Origin of the sequence: Bacillus sp. FSL R9-9530 (assembly GCF_038008145.1) — a bacterium.
Taxonomy (GTDB): domain Bacteria; phylum Bacillota; class Bacilli; order Bacillales; family Bacillaceae_G; genus Bacillus_A; species Bacillus_A mycoides.
On sequence record NZ_JBBOYO010000001.1, the window covers coordinates 544,660 to 568,400 of the forward strand.

The 23,741-nt window shown below is 36.8% G+C and carries 17 protein-coding genes and 5 pseudogenes; 20 read left to right on the forward strand and 2 right to left on the reverse strand.

Going from position 1 to position 23,741, the window contains the following annotated elements; all coding sequences use genetic code 11:
- Window positions 1-418: 418 nt before the first annotated feature.
- A complete protein-coding gene (locus MKX66_RS02630; protein WP_002137521.1) occupies window positions 419-577 on the forward strand; it encodes a hypothetical protein in 159 nt (52 codons plus the stop codon).
- A 223-nt stretch (window positions 578-800) separates the two neighbouring features.
- On the opposite strand, the gene MKX66_RS02635 is transcribed toward MKX66_RS02630, so the two are convergent.
- A complete protein-coding gene (locus MKX66_RS02635; protein WP_002066413.1) occupies window positions 801-1,382 on the reverse strand; it encodes a TetR/AcrR family transcriptional regulator in 582 nt (193 codons plus the stop codon).
- 277 nt (window positions 1,383-1,659) lie between these two features.
- On the opposite strand from MKX66_RS02635, the gene MKX66_RS02640 reads away from it, so the two are divergent.
- The 3 genes from MKX66_RS02640 (at window position 1,660) to MKX66_RS02650 (ending at window position 5,083) form a co-directional block, all read left to right on the forward strand.
- Entirely contained in the window at window positions 1,660-2,919 is a 1,260-nt protein-coding gene (locus MKX66_RS02640) for an MFS transporter (RefSeq protein ID WP_215586666.1), read from the forward strand.
- 100 nt (window positions 2,920-3,019) lie between these two features.
- The gene (locus tag MKX66_RS02645) at window positions 3,020-4,093 is read left to right on the forward strand and encodes an LLM class flavin-dependent oxidoreductase (protein WP_016091903.1); all 1,074 of its coding nucleotides are present in this window, start codon (window positions 3,020-3,022) and stop codon (window positions 4,091-4,093) included.
- A 51-nt stretch (window positions 4,094-4,144) separates the two neighbouring features.
- On the forward strand, window positions 4,145-5,083 hold the full coding sequence (locus MKX66_RS02650) for an alpha/beta hydrolase (RefSeq protein ID WP_341085426.1): 939 nt from the start codon (window positions 4,145-4,147) through the stop codon (window positions 5,081-5,083).
- A 1,049-nt stretch (window positions 5,084-6,132) separates the two neighbouring features.
- Here the strand turns inward: MKX66_RS02650 and MKX66_RS02655 are convergent.
- Window positions 6,133-6,891 (reverse strand): NAD-dependent epimerase/dehydratase family protein, encoded by a 759-nt coding sequence (locus tag MKX66_RS02655; protein ID WP_085312018.1) that lies wholly within the window; start codon window positions 6,889-6,891, stop codon window positions 6,133-6,135.
- Window positions 6,892-7,033: 142 nt separating this feature from the next.
- Here MKX66_RS02655 and MKX66_RS02660 point away from each other — a divergent pair, with 142 nt between their 5' ends.
- From MKX66_RS02660 to MKX66_RS02735, 16 genes and pseudogenes are all read left to right on the forward strand, one after another.
- A complete protein-coding gene (locus MKX66_RS02660; RefSeq protein ID WP_341085427.1) occupies window positions 7,034-7,921 on the forward strand; it encodes a LysR family transcriptional regulator in 888 nt (295 codons plus the stop codon).
- A gap of 147 nt (window positions 7,922-8,068) precedes the next feature.
- A pseudogene (locus tag MKX66_RS02665) lies at window positions 8,069-8,312 on the forward strand (GNAT family N-acetyltransferase); the annotation flags it as partial.
- A 549-nt stretch (window positions 8,313-8,861) separates the two neighbouring features.
- A complete protein-coding gene (gene ltrA / locus MKX66_RS02670; protein WP_341085428.1) occupies window positions 8,862-10,166 on the forward strand; it encodes a group II intron reverse transcriptase/maturase in 1,305 nt (434 codons plus the stop codon).
- Between the two features lie 502 nt (window positions 10,167-10,668).
- Complete coding sequence (locus MKX66_RS02675; RefSeq protein WP_002084315.1) at window positions 10,669-11,343, forward strand: response regulator transcription factor; 675 nt, start codon at window positions 10,669-10,671, stop codon at window positions 11,341-11,343.
- Window positions 11,340-12,707 carry a sensor histidine kinase gene (locus MKX66_RS02680; protein ID WP_341085429.1) on the forward strand — a complete coding sequence of 456 codons (1,368 nt, stop codon included), beginning with the start codon at window positions 11,340-11,342 and terminating at the stop codon, window positions 12,705-12,707. Before MKX66_RS02675 ends, MKX66_RS02680 begins: the two co-directional genes overlap by 4 nt.
- Before the next feature lie 183 nt (window positions 12,708-12,890).
- Window positions 12,891-13,871, forward strand: coding sequence for an alpha/beta hydrolase (locus MKX66_RS02685; protein ID WP_016100944.1), 981 nt, complete (start codon window positions 12,891-12,893; stop codon window positions 13,869-13,871).
- Between the two features lie 294 nt (window positions 13,872-14,165).
- Window positions 14,166-14,261: pseudogene (locus MKX66_RS02690) on the forward strand (YjcZ family sporulation protein); the annotation flags it as partial.
- A 1,186-nt stretch (window positions 14,262-15,447) separates the two neighbouring features.
- Window positions 15,448-15,672, forward strand: a complete 225-nt coding sequence (locus tag MKX66_RS02695) for a hypothetical protein (RefSeq protein ID WP_341085430.1) — start codon at window positions 15,448-15,450, stop codon at window positions 15,670-15,672.
- 375 nt (window positions 15,673-16,047) lie between these two features.
- Window positions 16,048-16,266 (forward strand): annotated as a pseudogene (locus MKX66_RS02700) (ABC transporter permease); the annotation flags it as partial.
- Window positions 16,267-16,281: 15 nt separating this feature from the next.
- The gene (locus MKX66_RS02705; RefSeq protein WP_088037767.1) at window positions 16,282-17,277 is read left to right on the forward strand and encodes a VanZ family protein; all 996 of its coding nucleotides are present in this window, start codon (window positions 16,282-16,284) and stop codon (window positions 17,275-17,277) included.
- A gap of 217 nt (window positions 17,278-17,494) precedes the next feature.
- Entirely contained in the window at window positions 17,495-18,256 is a 762-nt protein-coding gene (locus MKX66_RS02710; RefSeq protein WP_341085431.1) for an ABC transporter ATP-binding protein, read from the forward strand.
- Entirely contained in the window at window positions 18,246-20,189 is a 1,944-nt protein-coding gene (locus tag MKX66_RS02715; protein ID WP_341085432.1) for an ABC transporter permease, read from the forward strand. The genes MKX66_RS02710 and MKX66_RS02715 overlap by 11 nt, the downstream gene beginning before the upstream one ends.
- Before the next feature lie 431 nt (window positions 20,190-20,620).
- Window positions 20,621-20,743 (forward strand): hypothetical protein, encoded by a 123-nt coding sequence (locus MKX66_RS02720; RefSeq protein ID WP_272937949.1) that lies wholly within the window; start codon window positions 20,621-20,623, stop codon window positions 20,741-20,743.
- A pseudogene (locus MKX66_RS02725) lies at window positions 20,721-20,888 on the forward strand (RidA family protein); the annotation flags it as partial. The gene MKX66_RS02720 and the pseudogene MKX66_RS02725, both read left to right, overlap by 23 nt.
- 261 nt (window positions 20,889-21,149) lie before the next feature.
- A pseudogene (locus MKX66_RS02730) lies at window positions 21,150-21,736 on the forward strand (IS4 family transposase); the annotation flags it as partial.
- Between the two features lie 157 nt (window positions 21,737-21,893).
- On the forward strand, window positions 21,894-23,459 hold the full coding sequence (locus tag MKX66_RS02735) for an anthrax toxin lethal factor-related metalloendopeptidase (protein WP_341085433.1): 1,566 nt from the start codon (window positions 21,894-21,896) through the stop codon (window positions 23,457-23,459).
- Window positions 23,460-23,741 lie beyond the last annotated feature (282 nt).

Consider the following 23,741-nt stretch of genomic DNA (forward strand, 5'->3'; position numbering starts at 1 on the left):
CAAATCAGCCCCAAAACGAAAAAATGAGCTTTTTTGTTACAAATTAGCACAAAATCTCGTTCTGGGGATAGCTGTATTTTCTTAGCTTAATAGCGATAATACAAAATGATTACAACAGTATTAACAGGGCACTCTTTTAAGTACAGGAGATTATTAACAGGTGGAGAAAATGTTGAAGATGTACAGACAGATAAACATATTCCATATGAACAAAATGAATTGTAACAAACCCTAGAAAAGTACGATTCGAAGAAATTTGAGTTATAAAAAGAAAATAGATAAATATAGTGAAAATAGATAAATTGACAAGAGAAAAGCACTTTGTGTATATCACAGGTGCTTTTTATTTTCATTTTAATATAGGGCTTGAATTAAATTTTTACACTAAAATATATACGGCAAAAAGGGGGGGAGTTCATTGCACAAAGTTATTTATGGAATATTAATTTTAATTTATACTTTGTATTCATTTTTTGTAAGTGATGGAAGTGAAGTAGGGTTTATTATGGTGTTAACTATAGTACTTATCTTTTCTGTAGTTTTAGAAAAAGGAAATGCAAACAAAACGACTGATTAAAGGTCGTTTTGTTTGCATTTTTTTAATTGGATATTAAAGTCCAGATGTTTTAGGGATAGCACCGAATCGCCATCAAGCTTAAAGAACGATTTATCCCCAAACAATAAATACGAACAACATGCATAAAATTTTCGTTCTGGAGGTGGTATGAGATTTTGATTTGATGGAGATTTGACGCTACCCCTATAAAGGTATAGTTTTCGTACTTTCATATACAATCATGTCACTTAAGTAATGTGAGCGTCGCTGCTATTACATTGTCGACAAATGAACGTTGGGGGCGAGATTTCATCATAACCGTTAGACCGATTAACGCTACAATCAGTGCCTGTGCCAAAGACTTTGCATCTGTGTTGAATTCCAGCTCACCTGATTGGATTCCTCGTTCGATCGTCTCCTGAAAAATGACGGCGAGGTACATTTGATGTTCTCTGGTCAAAATTTCAAATCTCTCATCATGAGGTGCTAGTTCAACCATTGTATTGATACAAAAACAACCTTTACTAAGATCCCCTGCGTATTCTTCATTGACGACATCGGCAAAGAAAATAGAAAATGCCTCTTTTACAGAGGAGTGACTTTGAAGCCTATTTCGTATATCAGAGGCCCGAGACATTGTATACCTGCGAAGTGCGGCTTCAAACAATTCTTTCTTATCTCCAAAAGTCGAATAAATACTAGGGCGTTGAATGCCCATTCTAGAAGTAAGATCACTTAATGAGGTAGCCTCATATCCCTTCTCCCAAAATAACTGCATTGCTGCATCTAAAACTTGATCCTCATCAAATTCACGGGTTCTTGCCATTAAGAATTCTCCTCCTCAAACTTTGATTTTATTAATTGTTTTAGGATAGGTGTGTAGGTAATTACAATTGTTTTTTTTTATTACCAAACAGTATGTAATTATTATATAATTAGCTATTCTTCATGTCAAATCAAGATCCATTCATTTAATGAAACATTAACTTTAGTGCAAAAAAATCGTTGACATCATGAACAAGGCTAAGTTATATTTACCAGTAATCATATCGTACTGAACGGTATGTTATGATTAAAAATATAATGTGATTGGAGGTTAAGGTATGTGCAAAACAGAGACAAATATAGAAGATGATCCACTCTACACTAAGATAAGTCATAAATCTTCCATAACAAAACCTAATTTGAATCAACAGCCATCCATGTCTCACGCTTTGGCATTATTGTTTGCGACTGCCTGTGGAATGTCTGTTGCCAATATTTACTTTGCACAGCCGTTGCTTGATCAACTATCTAATGAGTTTAGTATTAACCATTCCATTATTGGTATTGTTATTACCGTTACACAAATTTTTTATGGAGTGGGCTTACTGCTACTCGTACCGCTTGGAGATTTGCTAAACCAGCGACGTCTAATTGTCGGTCAGATGCTATTATCTACAACAGCTCTGGTTATAGTTGGTACTGCTTCCTCCAGCATGGTACTTTTCGCAGGTATGGCTTTGGTGGGTCTGCTTGCAGTTGTGACACAGACTCTCGTGGCGTTTGCAGCGACCATCGCTTCCCCTACAGAAAGAGGACGTGTCGTTGGCATTGTAACAAGTGGGATTGTTATTGGCATACTTCTTGCACGTACTTTTGCTGGTATATTAACAGATGTTGCGGGATGGCGTTCTGTATATTTATTTTCTGCTGCGCTCATGCTTTTGATGGTTTTTATGTTTATAAAGATGTTGCCCAATGTTGAGCGCGAGGTAAAATCGCTATCTTACCCTCAGTTGATTAGATCGGTGCTTGCTTTGTTTATTCAAGAACGAACGTTACGCGTTCGCTCTGTTCTAGCCATGCTGATTTTTGCTGATTTCAGCATTTTGTGGACTTCACTAGTACTGCCACTTAGTACACCTCCAATTGCTCTATCTCATAGTGCAATTGGCGCATTCGGTCTTGTAGGTGTGGCTGGAGCCTTAGCTGCGGCACGGGCAGGGAAATTGGCCGATCAAGGTTACGGACAACGAACGACAGGTATTGCTTTAGCTCTATTATTGATTTCATGGTTGTTCATCAGTTATATAGAGCAGTCATTAATCGCATTAGTGATAGGGATAGTTCTACTTGATTTGGCCGTACAGGCAATACATGTCACGAATCAAACCATGATCCTTCCATTGCATACAGAAGCACGGAGTCGACTTACTGCTGGATATATGGTGTTTTATTCTATCGGCAGTGCTGGTGGTTCAATTGCGTCGACTCAAATATACGCACACTTTGGCTGGGGAGGGGTTTCCTTACTCGGAGCCTCTGTCAGTGCTTTCGCTCTTCTTTTTTGGGCTATGACCAGACGAGTTAAGATTTCATGAAATAAACGTGTGTTAGCCAATATGAGAAACACGTTACTACCATAAAGGAAATGATTAATTTTTTTGACTTAAAATCTAATTGGACTAGGAGAGATAACAAATGGAAATAGGTATTACGTCTTTTGTAGAAACGAAACCAGATGTACATAGTGGTGAAGTGATAAGTCACGCACAGCGATTACGTGAAGTTGTTGAAGAAATCGTTCTTGCTGATCAAGTAGGACTTGATGTGTTTGGTGTTGGTGAGCACCATAGGAAGGATTATGCAGCATCCTCTCCGGCGATGGTTCTATCAGCCGCGGCACCACAAACGAAAAAGATACGGCTCGCGAGTGCAGTAACTGTGCTTTCTTCAGCTGATCCTGTGCGCGTTTTTCAGGATTTCTCTACACTGGATGGCATTTCAAATGGACGCGCAGAGATTATGGCGGGTCGTGGTTCCTTTATCGAATCTTTTCCATTGTTTGGCTATAACTTGAAAGACTATGAAGAACTGTTTGAAGAACATTTGGACCTACTGCTCAAAATACGTCAGTCCGAAAAAGTGACTTGGGAAGGCGGACATAGACCAGCAATCAATAATTTAGGTGTGTATCCAAGACCTGTTCAAAATCCTTTACCGATATGGGTTGGTAGTGGTGGGAATCAGGAATCTGCTATCCGTGCCGGTTTTCTGGGATTACCACTTATGCTGGCGATTATTGGTGGTAGCCCAATGCACTTTGCACGAATTGTACAGCTATATAAGAAAGCGGCGGCTCACGCTGGTCATGATGTATCAAAACTTCAGGTGGGATCTCATTCAATTGGATTTGTTGGAGAGAATACGGAATTAGCAGCAGATACATTTTTCCCTTCCACTCAGGCAGGCATGAATAAACTTGGTAAAGAGCGGGGTTGGCCTTATTATGATCGTTCCAGCTTTGATGCTGCACGAAGTTTTGAAGGGGCGTTGTATGTTGGTGATCCAGATACAGTCGCTGAAAAAATCATACATCTTCGTAAGCATGTAGGGATTACACGCTTTATGATGTATGTACCATTAAGTACCATGCCACATGATCAAGTCATGCGTGCCATAGAATTGCTTGGAACAGAAGTTGCCCCTCGTGTACGAGAGGAAATTGCCAAATGGGAAGCTGAAGGAGAACAGGAGACACATCTATTCCGTTAATCATTCCATAAGAATTGAATCAAGTCTCATTATTTACCTGGAGGAATTTATATGAAAATTGACAGTCGAGTATTACCAGAATTAAAACAGGCTTTCTCACAATTTCCAGGCTTTCAATTAGAGGAGAATTTAGAGTCGAGTCGAAGTCTCTTGTCGAATCCACATTTGGAAAAATCAGAACTTGTACACATGACCAAGCGAATGATTCCTCGCGCTGCCGGCGAGATGTTAGTTAAAGTTTACGAACCAGTTGAGAACAATCTTGATAAACTTCCAGCTATGCTGTGGATTCATGGTGGCGGATACGTAATGGGACACCCCGATATGGACGATGTTTTGTGTGAACGCTTTGTTCAGACTGCTAAATGCGTTGTTGTGTCTGTCGATTATCGACTTGCTCCCGAACATCCTTATCCAGCGGCTATCGAAGATTGTTATGCAGGCTTGGTTTGGATGACAAATGAGGCAGACTCGCTTGGCATTGATGTGAATCGAGTTGCGATCGCCGGTGCAAGTGGAGGCGGTGGACTAACAGCAGCGCTTGCGTTAATGGCTCGGGATAAAGGAGGTCCATCTATTATATTCCAGATGCCGCTGTATCCGATGCTTGACAACCGCAACATAACACCATCAAGCTATGAGATTACAGAAGACCACGCAACATGGAATAGAGCAAACAATTTGGCGGCTTGGAGTATGTACTTGGGAAAGAAGAACGATACTAACGAACCATCTCCCTATGCCGTACCTTCGAGAGCAGACAACTTAGCAGGACTACCGCCAACTTATACATGTGTAGGTCAACTCGATTTATTCCGAGATGAAATTATTGAATATGTAACACGACTTGCACAAGCAGGAGTAGATGTTGAATTTCATCTCTACCCCGGCTGCTTCCATTGCTTTGAAGTACTTGTGCCTGAAGCCGAAGTGAGTCAGCGTGCCAGTCAAAATTATTTTGATGCGATGGCACGGGCGCTTCATCCATAACTTATCTTAGTTCAGTCATCGGGGTGTTCAACTGAAGGCATGAGTGATAGCTCTAAATTTATTCGATGAGTAGAGATTACAGAAAGAAGTACAAATAGTGCCACCATATACTTTAAATTTTGCCCCTTACTCATTGATTAAAAACAGGAAATACTTCAAAGTTGGAATAGTTAACCAAGGTTTCAAAATAGTGTGCTAGCAATTCAACTTTTTTACTGCAGTTACGATGATAAGCACAATCAACACTTTGGAGCGTTTTTTTTCGTAAGTCGAGTTACTTTTTTAATCGCATTCATACTAAACAGCAGCAGGAAATGGCGCCAATTGAACATTGGCACCGTTTATAAGAAGCGATAGACTGCATCCTTAGCTGGATCTTCATTTCAAGCTCGGAAAAAATAGAATTAAGTTCTTTTGGTAGTTGATGATATTGGTTATTTTGAGCTATTGTAGTTAAGGCACCTCTTCTGTGGTAGTGATTTCTAGGTAATCTCACTATACCAAGGATCGAGGTGTTTTTCATTTTACTCAAGTTGTACAGTACACAATTGATAGACTCTAAATTCAATATAGCTAAATCTCCCCGCTTATTTTATAGGTGCGAAAGTTGAGTTATTTAATTCCCATCTTAATGAAGAATTATTGAAATATATTTCTCCATTAGAATGGGAACACATTAATATTCTAGGAAAATACCGATTTAGTATAAAAGAAATTGCATCATTAGACTCCCTACAATCACTACAAACAACTTAACAGTAAAAAGCCAATTATTCTCTTAGAGTACCGGAAATCGGCTTTTTCTTATGAAATTTTGCTTAGCGTACGAAATTCGCGTTTTGATGGTGCTCCCCCATTATGTTGAAAAGGAAAAGCACATCTGTGGAACTAGTGGTGACAATAGAGTTGTTCCACAAATGAGACAGAAGAATAGTGTGCTCTATCTGGGAAATTGGAATATTTATGATTATAGAAACTGTAGCTATTGAAAATAGAACAAATAAAAGCTAAATAACAATAATATAATCTCTTTTCTAGATATGCCTTTATCAAGAATCAAAGAATTTAATACCACTTAGTACAAAAGCATCAGAACTTGGGCTATAACCAACTAACTTTCTTGTTCCTTCAATATCAATTCGTTTAAACCTGTTGTTAGATACACCATGTAAAATTGAAAATGGAGGTAAGTTCTTTGCCGTCATCGACTTTAAGAGAAGGTCCATAAAATCTTCTGGGCTTAAGTATGCACTCATATCTCTAGCTGTTAGTGGTTTACCGTATGGATTATAATCATCATATGCACCTATACGAATAGCAAGACTTTGTAACCCTTCTTCATAAGCAAAATAAGAAGCAACAGCCTCTGCAAAACACTTACTTACCCCGTACATATTTTTGGGTCTCGTGGGTGAATAAGTATGTGGTTGATAATCCAAAGGATAGCCTTCAATTGTTTGAGCACTGGAAGCAACTATCACTTTGGATACATTATTATCACTAGCAGCTCTAAAAATATTATAGGTTCCCTTTATATGATTTTCTAATAAGGAGCCATAAAAATCAGCATTTGGCGAAGGATTACCTGCCAAGTGTATAACTATATCTATACCTTTCGTAAATTCTTGACAAGCAGCTAAATCAGAAACATCTAAATATATGATTTCATGATTTGTATCTTTAAAAGTTTCTAAAGCAGATAAGTTAATATCTGCTAGCCGTAACTGGTAATTCCCTTGCTTATCTAGGAATCTTGTAACATCTTGGCCAATCTTACCTGCAGCACCTGTAACTAAAATTTTTTGCATTTCACTTCATCCTTCCATAAAAAATACATCCCTTGTCAAGGGTCATATAATAGAGCATGCACTTATTGTATGTTGGTAATGGCATTAAATAAAACGAAGAAATATAATGGAGACATGAATAAAATTCATGAGGAGGACCATAGTGACTTTAACAAAATATGAAATATTTAACAAAGTGGCAGAACTCAATAGTTTTACAAAAGCTGCAGAAGTGTTAGGTTTCACCCAATCTGCTGTAAGTCATGCAATTAGCAGTTTGGAAAAAGAGTTTTCCTTTCCTTTATTTATTCGTAATCACTCTACTTTAACATTGACCAAAAATGCAGAGGAGCTTTTAATTACCGTTCGGAAAATTTTATACTATAACAACATGCTGAAGCAGGAAGTAGCCGCTATCAATGGGTTCCAAAAAGGAACAGTAAGAGTGGGGGTTTTTTCGAGTATTTCTAAAAACTGGATTCCTGGTATTCTTAAAAAAATGGAGGAAAAGTTTCCAAATATTGAAATCGAATTACTGGAAGGAAACTATGCTGAGGTTGAGAATTGGTTACAAAACGGGAGATTAGATTGTGGATTTATTAATAATGATACTTACTTTGAATCATTTGAAAAATCCTTTGAAATCGTACAATTGAAGAGGGATCGACTTTTATGTGTCGTATCTAACCAATCCCCATTATGTAAGGAAAACCAAGTATCAATGCAACAAATAGAAAATGTACCTTTTATTATGCCAATATATCAGTGTTATGATGATATTCAAAAAATATTTAGGGAGAATAAAGTTAGCCCCAATATTCGATTCGAAAATATGAATGAATACTCAGTGATCTCCATGGTGGAGAATAATCTAGGAATTAGTATATTGCCAGAAATGATTATACCGACATCAAAAATTTCTTTTGCAGCCATTCCACTTGAAAGTGATAGCTATCGAACTATTGGATTAGCTATAAGAAAACCAACCTCACTCGCGACTAAGAAATTTTCTGAGATTACTAAAAGGTGGGTATCATTTGAATCAATTTAATTTTGTCAAAATCTGAGTTATTTAAACTGATATGGTTCTTCTTGAACGGAGCAGATTAATTCAATAAGCAATGAGAAAAAGTTATATATTATGTTTCGATGTAGAACTATAATATACAAAAATCAGGAGGTGATTATATAGTAATATATAAATTGTACGACAGAACACCCTAATAACTTTGACTAATTACTAAACCTATATGAATCTTTATGATGGAATTCACTTAAATTAACAAGTAATGATTTGGAACGAATGTGCAATCAAAGTTGATACGCCATACACATTTGATGAAAAATAATTAGTGGGTATGGGACGTGTTATTTCAGATGGTGTAATTACTGGAGTAGTTTGGGGAATATGCGTTCTATCAATCTATCTGTCCGAAGGAATCGCCACCATGTACAAATCGCGCTGGGCAATTGGCGTGTCCAGATAAGGACACATTATCTAGTTGGTGAAAGTCCAATCGGGAGAATAGACTCCACTCCCGTAGCCTGAGAGGCGCCATGAAGTGAAAGCGACACGGCGAAGCCCTCTGACATCACATGCAAAAGGCATGTGGGCAAATCTCCAGGTTGTAACGTACAGTGAACGTAGACGTAGCCTCGTTACACGCAATTCCGGTGGCTGAGACGGTCGATAACGTGCGAAAGCAGCAAGAACTGACCGAAACGAGTCTGGAACGGCAGTTCTCACCGGCGGGGTATCAGCGGCGACATGGAGAGAAAGATAATGTGGAAACTGGAGAAGCCCTCGACACCCGATGAAGAAACCTCATCGAGGAGACCGTCTCTATAACCGCGATCGGGAAGTGAGAACGGTAGGTGTCAGGGTGGCGGAACGGATCGTAGTACCAGAGATCTGCGTGCAGCAAAACGCGCGGGGAGGGAAGGGTCCGAACCTGTAAATATTTCGTACGACCAAAGGAGGCAAGGGTGCCATGATAAAAACACCTATTACTTTGCAGGAACTAAGGCGACGAATCTATCAAAAGGCGAAGTCTGAACCTACGCATCGGTTTTGGGGACTATTTTCCCACATTACCAAACTAACAACCCTTCATGAAGCATATCAGCAAGCGAGAAAAAACAACGGTGCCCCAGGCATCGACGGGAAAAGTTTCGCTGATATAGAGCTAGAGGGAGTTATGCCGTTTTTAAAGAATATCCAAGCAGAACTACAGGCTGGAACATATCAACCACAAGCTAATCGTAAAGTAGAAATCCCAAAAGAAAACGGAAAAATGCGGACACTACAAATCCCGTGTATACGGGACCGCGTGGTCCAAGGAGCGCTAAAACTCATATTGGAAGCCATCTTTGAAGCTGATTTCTGCCCAAATTCCTACGGATTCCGACCAAAACGCTCCCCACATCAAGCACTGGCAGAAGTGCGACGTAGCATATTGCGCCGGATGACTGTAGTAATCGATGTTGACTTGTCACGCTACTTTGATACAATTCGACACCACATACTTTTGGAGAAAATTGCAAAGCGTGTCCAAGATTCGCAAGTTATGCATCTTGTAAAACAGGTAATCAAGGTGACAGGAAAGATTGGTGTCCCGCAAGGGGGACCATTTTCTCCCCTAGCCGCAAACATCTACCTCAATGAAGTAGATTGGACATTTGATGCCATTCGACGTAAGACAACAGAAAACCATTACGAGGCTGTAAACTATCACCGTTTTGCTGATGATATAGTTATCACTGTAAGCGGACACTCTAGTAAACGTGGATGGGCTGAATTGGCATTGCGACGACTGTGGGAACAATTAAAGCCTTTGGGAGTTGAACTGAATCTGGAGAAAACCCGAGTGGTTAATGTTTTAAAAGGAGAATCCTTCGGATTCCTAGGATTTGATTTGAGGCGAGTACTTAATCGAAATAAGAGTAGATACTTTGTTCTTATTACCCCGAAGAAGAAAGCCTGTACGAAAGTGAAAGCAAAAATCCGAGAATTAATCAGAAACGCAGGCGCCAGGCCTGCACAAGATTTAGTAAAACAAATCAATACTGTACTGATTGGATGGGTGAATTACTTCCGGGTTGGGAATTCTAGTCGAGCTTTTAGTAAAGTACGGGACTATACAGAGATGAAAGTCCGTACGTTATTGACGAGAAGGAAACGGCGACAAAAGCGTAGCATTGGATGGCAGAGATGGAGTAGTGAATATCTCTATGGTGTACTAGGACTCTATTGGGACTGGAAAGTTCGTCCTCTCGAAAGCTCAGGAAGACATTGATGAAAGTGTCTGCCATCTGATAGGTCTCATAACCCTTTTGATGAAGTTTATGGGGTGAGCTGCTTGAGGGAAAACTTCACGAGCAGTTCTTATGGGGAGGGGCTGGAGACGGGTCATAACTGATACCGCGCCAGTTCTTTACCCGACAATCATTTTTTCGCTGGATTTAGCTGAATTTGAACGTTCCCGTATTGTTTGGCACAACATCCAATGCGTTGTTCAATCAGTTATTCACAGCTATAATTGCCTATGCTTTGCTGAAATTTCTTCGTGCACAAGGCCAAAAGACAAAATAAACGCTTGTCATTTGCAGGTTTCACATGCCTGTTTCTTTGTGAAGCCTTGTCAATTGAGTGGCAAATTAGTTTGAAAGAAACACTTGAATTCTACAGGTCGATAAATCAAGAAACTGTATTACTTTGGTTAATCAACATACGTGTTAATTTATAGTATAATGATTGCTTGAAATAATGCGGTGGAAAACAGAGAAAAGAGGGAACCGATGCCTACTATACTAGTTGCTGACGACGATGCGAACATTCGCGAACTCGTCTGTTTATTTCTACGCAACGACGGATTCGCAACAGCTGAAGCAGCGGACGGCAAGGAAGCACTGGCCGTCTACATCTCAACGAATGTCGATCTTGTCGTACTTGACATTATGATGCCGATTATGGATGGTTGGACGTTAAGCAAGGAGCTCCGAAGAGCCAATCCTGATCTACCTTTACTTATGCTGACTGCGAGAGGAGAAACATGGGAGAAAGTGAAAGGTTTCGAACTTGGGACGGACGATTATTTAACCAAACCATTCGATCCGTTAGAGTTGACGGTTCGTGTTAGGGCACTACTCAAACGATACAAGATTGGCTCCACGCAGAAGATCCATTTCGGGAACGTCATCCTTGATCGACAGACCTATAAGGTGATGAACGGGACGGAGTCGCTTAAGTTGCCGCTAAAGGAGTTCGAATTGCTGTATAAGCTCGCTGGAACACCCGGACAAGTCTATACGCGCGTGCAGTTGATTGATCAGATTTGGGGTATCGATTACGCCGGAGATGATCGAACGGTAGACGTACATATTAAACGGCTGCGTGAACGGTTCGCGACAACACCCGATTTTCGGATCGAAACGGTGCGCGGGCTTGGGTATCGGCTTGAGGTTTATGAATGATCAGATCCTTATATATACGTGTTGTCCTGACATTTTTAGTCTCCATCATCGGGGGCACGATCATTTCTTTTTTTGTGTCAACTTGGATATTCGAAGATAAATTGAACGAAAACGCTCAAATCAACTCACGTAACTTTGGCCAAGACATCGTCCGGATTTACAAGACCTTTCCGTTACGTGAAGCGGACTTGTTCGTAAGTGAAATGAAGCAGCTCGATTCTTATTATATTCGAATTTACGAAGCAACGGGTCAGTTCAAGTCTTACGGTAAAATTCACGGACACAAACCTGCGCCTGTGACGATGGAGCAACTAAAGAAAGTATTAGATGGAGGTGTTGTTCAGGACACTCCTAATGGTATTGCCACGGTCCTCTTAGGGTTGCCATTGAAAACAGAAATGGGAACGAAAGCGATATTTTTGGAAGCGCTCGCCCCTCCTTCAGCCTCTTTTGTCACAAAGTGGGCATTGGTCTTTGCAACATGTTCGTTGATTGCAGGAAGCTTATTGATTCTAGTTGCCTCTGTATTCCTGGTAAGACCGATAAAAAAGCTGACAAAAGCGACCAGGCGGATAGCATCTGGAGATTTCAACGTCAAGTTGAATATTAAGCAAACGAGTGAGCTGGGTACTTTGGCTCGCAGCTTCGAAGAAATGATGCACGATCTGCAGCAACTTGAGCAGATGCGCAGGGAATTCGTAACGAACGTGTCGCACGAGGTTCAGTCTCCGCTCACTTCGATATCCGGTTATGCTCTAGTGCTTAAGCAAGTTGACCTTTCAGAATACGAACGAAGCCGTTATCTTGATATTATCATCGCTGAAGCGAAAAGGATGTCCAAAATGAGCGATAACCTGTTAAAGCTGAGTTTTCTTGAATCGCAGTCAAAGCAACTGCGGCTCGTCACACTCAGCCTCGATGAACAAATCCGACGGATAATCGTGGCGCTCCAGCCACAATGGTCTGCTCGCGATATACATTTCGAGCTTGATTTACAGACAGTTAAAGTAACGGCTGATCATGACCTGTTAAATCAGGTATGGACGAATATCCTCAGAAATAGCATCAAATTTTCCGAGGATGCCGGCGTGATTAACGTAAGCATCAAACAAGATATCAAAAACGTGACAATCCTAATATCCGACACTGGTATTGGTATTCACCTTGATGACCAGAAGCGTATATTCGATCGTTTTTTTAAGGCCGATCGTTCCCACAGTCTTAAGTATGACGGAAGTGGTATGGGACTCGCTATCGTTAAACAGATCGTGTCGCTTCATCAAGGTGACATCCGAGTGAAAAGTGAACCTGGTCAAGGAACGACCTTCATTGTCACCTTGCCAATCACTACACCAACAGATTAGTTAGATTCATTCTCTATGCTACGGCTCTATATGCAAGCTTACTTGCATATAGAGCCGTAGCATTTTTTTGGGCAGTTCATATTCAGTTCATATTGTCGTCATGGTGAGTACATCTTCATTGGTTAAGTTTTCATTACAGGCACATGAAGGAAGGCAAACAGATCAGGACAGGAGAAGATGACAGTGACACAACAAGAGGAAAAGAAAACGCTGAGCGGAATGAAAATAAAGAAAGTGCGAAACATCTTACTTAAAATCATAGGAGCAATCGTTCTAGCCATTGTACTTTTTTTAGGTATTGTTTATATCGTAAATGTGATGAGTAGTCATTCGGAGCAAAAACGAATAGTGCCCTACGGGCAGCACGTATCTGTAGACGGGAAAAACATGAATGTGTTAATTCAAGGCGAGGGCGAGGAAACGATCGTGCTCCTGCCTGGTTATGGAACAGCTACTCCAGGGCTTGATTTTAAGCTTCTTATCGATGAATTATCTCCATTTTACAAAGTTGTTGCGGTAGAGCCTTTCGGTTATGGATTAAGTGATGAAACTGTAAAAGAGCGAACCACGGAGAATATGGTAAGTGAAGTTCATGAAGCTCTACAGCAGCTTAATATTAACAGATACATGCTCATGGGCCACTCCATTACAGGTATTTATGGAATTGATTATGTGAACAAATATCCAAACGAGGTGACTGCATTTGTCGGAATCGATAGCAGTGTTGCAACACAACCGGGTATGGATATCAATTTCCCATTAAAAACGTTTGCATATCTCAAAAAATCAGGCCTCTTAAGATTGGCTATGAAAATCAGTGCTGACCCCTATGCTGGACTGGCATTTGATGAAAAAACCGTAGAGCAAATGAAAATGATTTCGAATAAAAACATGTATAATGACACAACCTTGAATGAGATGGACCATATTTCGTCTAATTTTAAAGGGGCTCAAGGTTTAATCTTCCCTAAATATCTTCCACTTCTTCTCTTTGTACAAGCGAATAGTGAAGATGTAGCAGGATGGATACCTCTGCATGAAGGGCAGATCAAAGACTCGGTACATGGAAAAGTAGTAACCATGGATGGATCACATTATTTACACCATACCAAATTCAAAGAAATCGCTGAAAACGTTAGACTATTTATGAAAGAAGTAAAGTAAGTGTTCAGAGAAATGTTCATCCGTTATTTTATGCATTTGTCTACAGTCTGCAAGACCATCATTTCGATGGTCTTTTTTTATGTCCAAACAGTTGTATATTTCCAAACCAAGATTATACTTTCGCCTGAAAGACATTGGGTTTCATTTTCATATTAACTAACGAGGCAGGTGTGCGGCCAAGCCTAGGTCGTATCATATAACGGGTGGGATTCCCGTCGAGTAAGAACTAGCCATTCGCTCGTAGCGAGTCTTGGAGGGCTAAAGGTAACTTTAGTCTTTAAGCGTAGACAGTTAGGTGGCGGATTTGCTTTACTGATCGTTCTATTCATCCTGTTAATCATTATAGGATGTAGTTGTTGGGGCGGCGGTAGCGGCGGATTCGGTTACTAAAAAAAGGGGCACTCATAAGAGTGTCTTTTTTCTCAATATAAGAACTCTAAGAATATGATATCATTTTAATGCAAATTCCCTTTTGTGCAATGAGATAGTAATGCCCAACAAAAAACCCACCTATTTCCGTAGGTGGGCCTTATCTTTATTACACAATATCAAAGTATACTCTCTTTTTCTCGTAAATTTTATGTAATTATACATATTTGTAAAAATTACATAAAATAAATATTACATGTAGTAAAATATAAATTGTGGACACGTTCTATAAAGCTGATTTTCCGATTAGAAGGCGTAACACATCTCAACCATATAGGTGTGGTGTGGCGTTGCTTTAATCTAGCCAAACAAACGATCTCGATTCTCTTGTATTTGTACACTAACAATCTGTTGAAAATAAATGATTCTGTTTTATAGGACGTGTTTACTTAATGTCCAATACATATTATTAAATTAAAGTGGTTCAAGTCGGAGGAAGGCACCTTAGGGTGTCTTTTCTTTATGGGGTCTCATCACATCGGTATCTGACTTATTTTTTATGTTTATCATGCAATTTTTTGTTGTTGCATTTCTTTTTATTAGCTTGATAGCGATGTGGTGGTACCCTATGCCCATCAAGCTAATATTTTGAGGAACCCCCAAAACAAAAAAAATTATCTCTTTACAGTTATTTATGTAAATTCAGCTCGTATTTTTGAAGATTATCGTTTTCTTTAACGGCATGAAGATTTTATCTTATTCAGCCTTGTTGAAAATTACTTCCCTAACGAATAAATTCTACATCTTTTGCGAGCTTTTAAAGAATCTGAAGTCATAAATGATGGTGTAATTCTTGAGAGAATAGTTGAAACTCTTTTGCTAGTGAAATATCAATAAAAACATCATCCTTTTCATTGACTCTACTAAAGAGAAAGTGTAAATGTTCTTTAGGAAATATATACTTAAGTAAATTAGCACGTATATTCTATTTGGTAGTTATAGAAAAGCAAAAATAAAGATAAATTCTATATTAAAAGAAGGATTTTATTTATTACGTTGACTCAACTATAGTATTAGGTGACATGGGACAGTAGGAACCCATGTTGGCGTCATTTGCTAAATGTAATTCCTTTTGCAGCGCAGTGCCTCCTTATACAAGTGGGCTTTTTTGTTGTAAACACATAATATATATGGAGGCATAAGAGAGATGACGGATGAGTATAAACACTTAATTTCGTATGTAGATAAAATAAAAGAACTTAATTATAGTACAGCTTCCGCATTAATAGTTATTCATAATGATAAAATTCTAGTAAACCATTATAACGGAAGGCATTCAAATGTTGTTTCATCATCTCAAAGAGAACTTGTAGTAATTACTACAAGTTCTCTTTGTTTTTCTGATAAAACCGAAAGTAAAACTTTTATCTAGTAGTTTACTTTCATACTATTGATTTTTATACGTGTTTGGTAAAAAAAAACAATGAGTTACAAAAAATACTATACCGAAATCTAGTTCGGTATAGTATTGTGCATATAAAAGATCCCACTTTGCTATATCCCCCAAAAAAGAGTCATTGCTCCGAGGATTATAAATTGTATTTTCAGAAAAATTACGAGCGTGTAAGAAAAATGTAAGGTAATTCAATATGAGAAAAATAATCTAACTACTACAATGAATAACAGATACATTCATGAGAAAATCTGTGTTGGGATATTAAGTTGTTTTAGTTCTTAAAGCATTCGACCAATTATTGTAGTTTAAATAAGGAAATATGAAACTAGACCATGAATTGTGACAAGATAAATGATGATTCTATTTTTCTTACAGATTGTAGTGGCTATGATTCACAGCAATTGTACATTTCTAACTTTGCACCAATTAGGGCAAATAACAAATAGGGAAATGTCTGTGATTCAAAGTTCGATTGTTGTATTAGTAATCTATATTTGCATGCAAATTATTTACTTCATTATTATTAGAGATCACTATATAAAATGCATATGTACAAAATTATATTCATAAAAACAGAGGTGTAAAATGAACATTATTTTCAGTCTAATCGCTAGTTATGCGATTCCTATGATACTACTCACATTTTTGTTACTACTTGTATTTGTTTTTAGTTATTTTGTAGTATACAAAAAGATATGTAAAAGAGAAAAAAAACTTACTGTAAAACAAATTATATTGTTTGTTTTAATAGCGGGATATTATTCCCTTGCATTATCAGCTACTTCATTTGGTCGTTCAGATGATATGGCATTTGCAAGAACAATTGACTTTGATGTACTTAGTGTTTATAAAAAAGCATGGAATACATTTTCATTTACTTCCTTCTTCCATATCTTTGTGAATATAGGTATGCTTTTTCCGTTAGGAATTTTATTCCCTTTATTTAGTAAGGTTTTTCAAAAAACAAAATGGATGTTAATCATCTCAATTATAGCAAGTTTATTGATTGAAATTCTTGAATTTACACTGCAACGAGGAAGTATGGAACTAGCAGATTTACTTCATAATACTTTAGGTATGATGCTAGGATATTCTGTGTTAAACATAGTTCTTATATTTTTGAAAAAAAATAAAACAGATACAAAAATAATCAAATATTTATACCTTCCCATTACAGTAAGTTTCGTCGCACTCGGAATAATGATTTCGTATCAAATGAAGGAATTTGGAAATATGCCTATTGATCCCATTACAAAAACTGATATGTCTCAAGTTGCTATAAAAACATCAATAGAGTTAAAAGACGAAGGGAAAAAAATGCCTGTTTACAAATATTACGGTACAAAAAAATCACATGTTCGAGATGTTGAAATTCTTTCTCCAAAGGAAGCATTTCAAAAACTGAAACAAGGAGACTTCGATCCTATAGTATCTTTCAAAGCAGGTGATACATTATCCATTACAAAATATAGTATAGATTACTACACTGATACAAAAGGTTTCTCTCAGCCTATATATGTTTTTGAAGTACACTTAAATGGTAAAGATAGTTGGCTTCAACCTATTTCCGCAAAGAAATAACGTAAATTTGGTTCTGTTGCAAAGTTTTTTAAGAAATATTTTGAAGAGGCTACTAGTACTGGCTGTAATTCATGATACATCGAAAAGGCGGAGTCTGTTTGAAGACTTTGCCTTTATTTGTATAGTGCTTGCAAGGGTACGGAAATGATTTAGGGGATAAGGGGCATCATCTATCAAATCTCATTTTTATTGTGTAAATTTGGAGGGGATTCCTCATATGAAAGTAGTAAAAATAAAAGTGAAAGATCTTAGTAAAGAATATACAGGAAATGTTTCACACATGGCACTTTCAAATATTAATTTAACAATTACAGAGGGAGAATTTGTTGCGGTTATGGGCCCTTCGGGTAGTGGGAAAACAACGTTATTGAATATGATATCTACTATTGACTCGCCAACATCAGGTAGTGTATTCATTAATAGTAAAAAACCATATCAACTTTCGGTAAATGATTTGGCCTTATTTCGCAGACAGGAATTAGGGTTCGTTTTTCAATCTTTTAACCTGCTGCATACATTAACAGTAAAAGAGAATGTGGTTCTTCCGCTTGTAGTAGATGGCATGAATGTGAAAAGAATAAATAAACGAGTAGAATCTATTTTGGGGAAATTAGGTATTAACGAAATTTTAAATAAACGAACATATGAAATATCAGGAGGACAAGCGCCGCGAACAGCGATTGCCCGTGCACTCATTCACTCTCCTAAATTGGTTCTTGCAGATGAGCCGACAAGAAACTTAGATTCTAAAGCCTCTCAAGACGTAATGGAGATATTAACACTATTAAATAAAGAAGAAAAGGCAACAATGATGTTAGTAACGCACAATCCAGTTGCTGCAAGTTACTGTGACCGCATTATTTTTATTAAAGATGGACAGCTATACAATGAAGTTCGCTACAATGATAATCGTTCATTATTTTATAAAAACATAATAGATAGTTTTTCTATGTTAGGGGGGAATAAACATGACTTTTAGACAGCTCGCATTCAATAATGTTTTACGGAATAAACGAATATATCTTGGTCATTTTTTTAGTAGTACATTTGCGGTATTGATTTTTTTCACTTATGGACTACTTGTCTTCCATCCGAACCTACAAGGCGAACTGACTCATGTAAGTACCATCATGAGTACATTTGGGAAAATAGGATTTCATTTATCGTATTACTTAATCTTTGTCTTTTCTTTCTTATTTATTTTCTATTCTGTTAGTGCATTTTTAAAAAATAGAAAAAAAGAGTTTGGATTATTAATATTACATGGAATGTCTCATCAACAGCTTCATCGATTAATTTTTTTCGAAAATATGTTGATTGGAATCCCTTCTATAGTAGTAGGCATCGGACTTGGGATGGTTTTTTCTAAATTGTTTTTACTAGTTAGTGGGTCTTTATTAGGAGTAGAGCAAACGTTAGCATTTTATTTTCCTTTAAAGGCAACGCTAGTAACAGCAATGTCCTTTTTTGTTTTATTTCTACTCATTTCATTGTTTACATCAAAAATGGTGAAAATGAATGAGCTTGTAGAACTTATAAAATCAGAGGAAAAACCAAAACCAGAGCCGAAAGTCTCTAGTTGGATATCTCTGTTGGTACTTATTTTATTTGGGGCAGGTTACTCCAGCGTTCACTACAGTATCGTCGCGGTGTATTACATGGATTTAGATCAATTATTACTACTTGTAGGAGTGGGCGTCTTATTAATTGTATTTGGAACCTATTTTTTCTTTAATCAATTGTGTGTCTATGTGTTATATACTTTAAAAAATAAAGAAGCTACATTCTTTAAAAGAACCAATCTCCTTGTTATTTCAGAATTGATGTATCGAATGAAGGATAATGCGAGAACGTTCTTTATCGTTACAATTATATCTGCCGTTTCTTTTACAGCAATTGGAGTTTGTACAGCTATTGGAAATCCAGAATTAGCAAAACATGAGACCCCATATGCATTTACGTATCGATCGGATAAGGGGAATATACAAGAAAAAGCCCATATTGAAGAGATAAAGAAGCAATTAAAAGAATATGGATTTTCTTATAAACTTGTTGCAACAGAATTTAAAAGGACATTAAACGGATTGGCGTTAATTAATCTATCTACGTATAATGAATATGCAAAACAATTAGGGTATGACATAGAGAAATTAACAAATGAAAATGATAGCATTGCAATACGACTAAATAAGAACGAGAAAAGTGCGGAGGATATAAAAACTTTTGAAATAATACATGGTCAAATAGAGGTTCCACTTTCTGTACAAAAAACAATTTATATCCCAGAATTATCGTTAATCGAAAAGCCTGTTATTGTCTCTGATGCTGTTTATAATAAGGTCCAAAATGCTCAACAAGAAAACGTACTTCGAGATTACACCATATACGGTTTTATCGTTAAAAATTGGTCTGAAACGAATGCAGTTTCTACTAAACTTATGAAGATTATTGGTAAGAATCAAGATGATTATTATATGTTTTCATCTTTGTATTTAAGATGGCTTGAATTAAAGCAACAAAACGGATTACTTTCTATCTCAAGTGTAATGGTGGGGATTGTATTTTTCGTATTTACGCTAAGCTTTTTATATTTCCGTCTATTTACTGATTTAGAACGGGATCAAGAGCAATATCAAATGATTTCAAAATTAGGTTTAAGCCAAAGTGAGTTAAAGCAAATCGTGACAAGACAAATGATGCTACTATTTTTCTTACCGATTGTAGTGGCTATGGTTCACAGCAGTTTTGCATTTCTTACTCTGCATCAATTAGGACAAACAGTAAGTAGGGAAATGTCCGTTATTCAAAGCTCAATTATTGTATTAGTAAGCTTTATTTGTATGCAAATTATTTACTTCCTTATTATTAGAAGCCACTATATAAAACGCATATGTATAAAAACATATTTATAAAAAAATAATCTGAAAATTGAAGGTGCAGGCTCAGTCACTAAATATGATTGAGTCTGCACCTTCAGTATGTTGAAAAATATATCAAGACTAATCTGTGTTTGTTCTAAATTCTCTTGCTACTGTTGACTCAATCATTTGTGAATGGATCTAAAAAGAAGGAATGTTTGCCGTACCCCCCTTACATTCAGAATGTAATATGTATTATGAATTTTTGAAATAAAATCCCGTATTTTTCAATTTTACATTCGGAATTTCATTCCAGATGTAAAATTCTAATCATAATAACAAGACGTCTCCAAAGTGAATTTTTATCCAAAATTTTACTTTAATTTCCCCTTAAACATTGACTTTCATCTATTTTTATTTATATTCTAAAAATAATAGAAAAAGTATACATTCAAATCATTGAAATCAAAGGTATTGAAAAACAGATGGATAAAAAGCAACATTTAATTGATGTACAACCAATTCGAAGCAAAGAACAGCTTGAAGACATGAAATGGTCTCTTAAACGTCATTGTTCAGATCGTGATTACATTTTATTTAGTAGGTGATTTTAATGCAGATAAGCCAAGAAAAATTATTGGAGATTTTCTAGGTGAACATCTTCCCTGTACTACTATGATTTATGTGGTGGCATTAGCAGCTCCTGTATTTAAAGTAGAGATAGACGCTTGGGCATGTAAGGAAATTATTTGATTTTTTTTGATAGACAATAATTAAATATATGATGAATCTTATTGTATTATCAGGAGTTTTAGCTGAATAGATCAATCTAAAAAAGTCGAGTCCTTAGCGTACAGGAAATCGGCTTTTTCTTTATGGATTTTTGCTTAACGTACGAAATTCGCGTTTGGTTGGTGCTAACCCATCGCTATCAAGATAACAAGACAAAATCCCCCTAAAATGAAAAAGACGTTATTCTTTCTGAGAAATCATAGGAAAGGATGGCAGTTTTTTATGTCTATTTCTGTATCTAATGAATTACCACTATTTGCTCAAGAGATTCAAGGTTTTTTATCTCCAAATACCTTACGGGATCTTGCTAGAGATGTTGGTTTTGTACAACGAAACAGTAAGTACCAAGCAAAAGATTTAGTCACTTTATGTGTATGGGTGAGCCAAAATGCAGCTATGACTTCTTTAACTCAGTTATCTAGTTGTTTAGAAGCATCAACCGAAGCACTCATCAAGTCCTGAGGGACTGAATCAAAGGTTTAATAAGGCGGGCCGCCCTACTTTTACAACACCTACTAGCCGAACTACTAAGCAAAAAATTGGCCGCATCTATGCCGATTTCTTCTCCATACACTTCTGTTTTCAAGCAAACTCGTATTTTAGATTCAACTGTATTTCAACTCCCAGATGTATTTTCATCGGTTTATCCAGGTGGACAGTTCCTACATATTCATACAGGTCCAGGTAAACAACATGATCGCACTTACGGCTCTCTGTGTGTTTCAACTGTAACAGCAAATGATTTATGTATCCGAGATTTAGGTTGTTTTCATTTAAAAGACCTTCAATACATACAATATAAAAAGGCAAGCCAGTATGGAAAATAAAATTAACCCAGAATTATTGGAATCATGAAATGAGGCTTTTAAAAGGAATGCTTATTTCTTCAATCACTATCAATTTTGTTTTTGAAATATCCCTATTTAATCAAAGGGTTATTAAAAATCATATAACGGGAGGATTTATATGAAAAAAAATACAATTTTGATATTATTGATATTTATTCTGTCTATTTCCCTTACAAACCATCCCCTTGCAGCCGAAACTTTAAACAACCTTGAGTTTATAAAAGAACAACAGACTAAAAATGAAAGGCTTATTCATATTGATATAAGAGGAAATAATGTGGAAGAATATCAAGAGGCACAACATATGGTTGATAGAATAAAAAAAATAAAAAGCGGCATACTTGATAAGTTAGTGGCAGACGGAACATATGTAAAACTTGTTAATTATCCTATCACTGAGTCTGACGAATACAGGGACCTAAAAGGATTAATTCCACGAGGATGGGAAGGGCGAACCAATGCCGAAGGAAAACAATTGACCTGGGATGATGTACCAGGTGTGGGATCTGATATTGGTGGAAAACCTGTAATGGCTAGAATAGGTTTTAGTGAAAGAGGGAAGGGGCATGGTTCCATTAATTTAGAACTTCATGAAATAGCGCATGCAATTGATCGAGTGGTTTTTTTAAATATAAGTCATACTGATTTGTTTGATGTTCCTTTCAGTCAAGAGAGACAGAAAATTTTCCCGGATAAATATTACGAAAATAAGGAAGAATATTTTGCGGAATGTTTTACATATTATTATTTTAGCGAATCATCTAAGCAAGAGCTAAAAGATAAGGCTCCATTGACTTATAGATGCATAGATTTATTAATTAAAACTGTTCAAGGGGATTCCAATTCAACAGAACCTATTAATGAACTATTAGACGGAAATCAATTTGCTTGGTCTTTAAAAGGATATAGTGATCGAGAATTCGCAAAAGTAGATTATAACAAGAAGGCAGAAGAGATGAAGATAAAATTGGAAGCTGGCTTACCACATTCCTACTTTAACAGTACGTATGCAAGTATTAAAGTCCAGAACTCATCGGGTATTGTTTTGTACAATAAAAAAATCGTGGGTAATAGACAACAAAATGTTGGAACTCAAACAGTTCCCGTAAAAGTGGGAGATTACATTGAATTAACTCATATAGAAGGAGACGCAGTAAATGAAAAGACACGCGCAACATTAACGAATCTTGAAAATAACAAAAATGAGACTATTGGAAAGACAGCAAGGTATCAGGTTACAAAAGAAGGCTTGAAGAAAGTCGGAAAAATGCCAGAAACAACAGTTTTAGACGGAAATCAATTTGCATGGTCCTTAAAAGGATATAGTGATCGAGAAATTGCAAAAGTAGATTATAATAAAACAGCAGAAGAGCTGAAAATAAAATTAGAAGCTGGCATACCACATTCCTACTTTAATAGTACGTATGCAAGTATTAAAGTTCAGAACTCATCGGGTATTGTTGTGTACAATAAAGAAATCGTGGGTAATAGACAACAAAATTCTGAAATCCAAACAGTTCCCGTAAAAGTGGGAGATTACATTGAGTTTACCCATATAGAAGGGGAAGCAGTAAAGGAAAAGACACGCGCTACACTAACTCACCTTGAGAATAGTAAACAGGAATATATAGGTAAGAAAAGAACCTATCAAGTTACTTCTACGGGATTAAGAAAAATAGATTAATATGAAGAACCTTCGAATTATTAGTAAGATGCTAAATAGTCGTTAATTATGAACGACTATTTAGCTTTTATTTAAAGAGAAGTGGAATGAAAATACTCTCTTGTTTATATATACTCTTATTTTCATCAACTACTATATTTTTTAATGTAACTTGTAAGCTCTCTCATCTTTTATCTATTAAGATAGTTTGTAACAGAACCTAAAAATATATATGAAAATTTGGGTTCTGGTGCAAAGATTGTATTTATTTGAAAGAGTTATATAAATTCCTAATGGAATTTA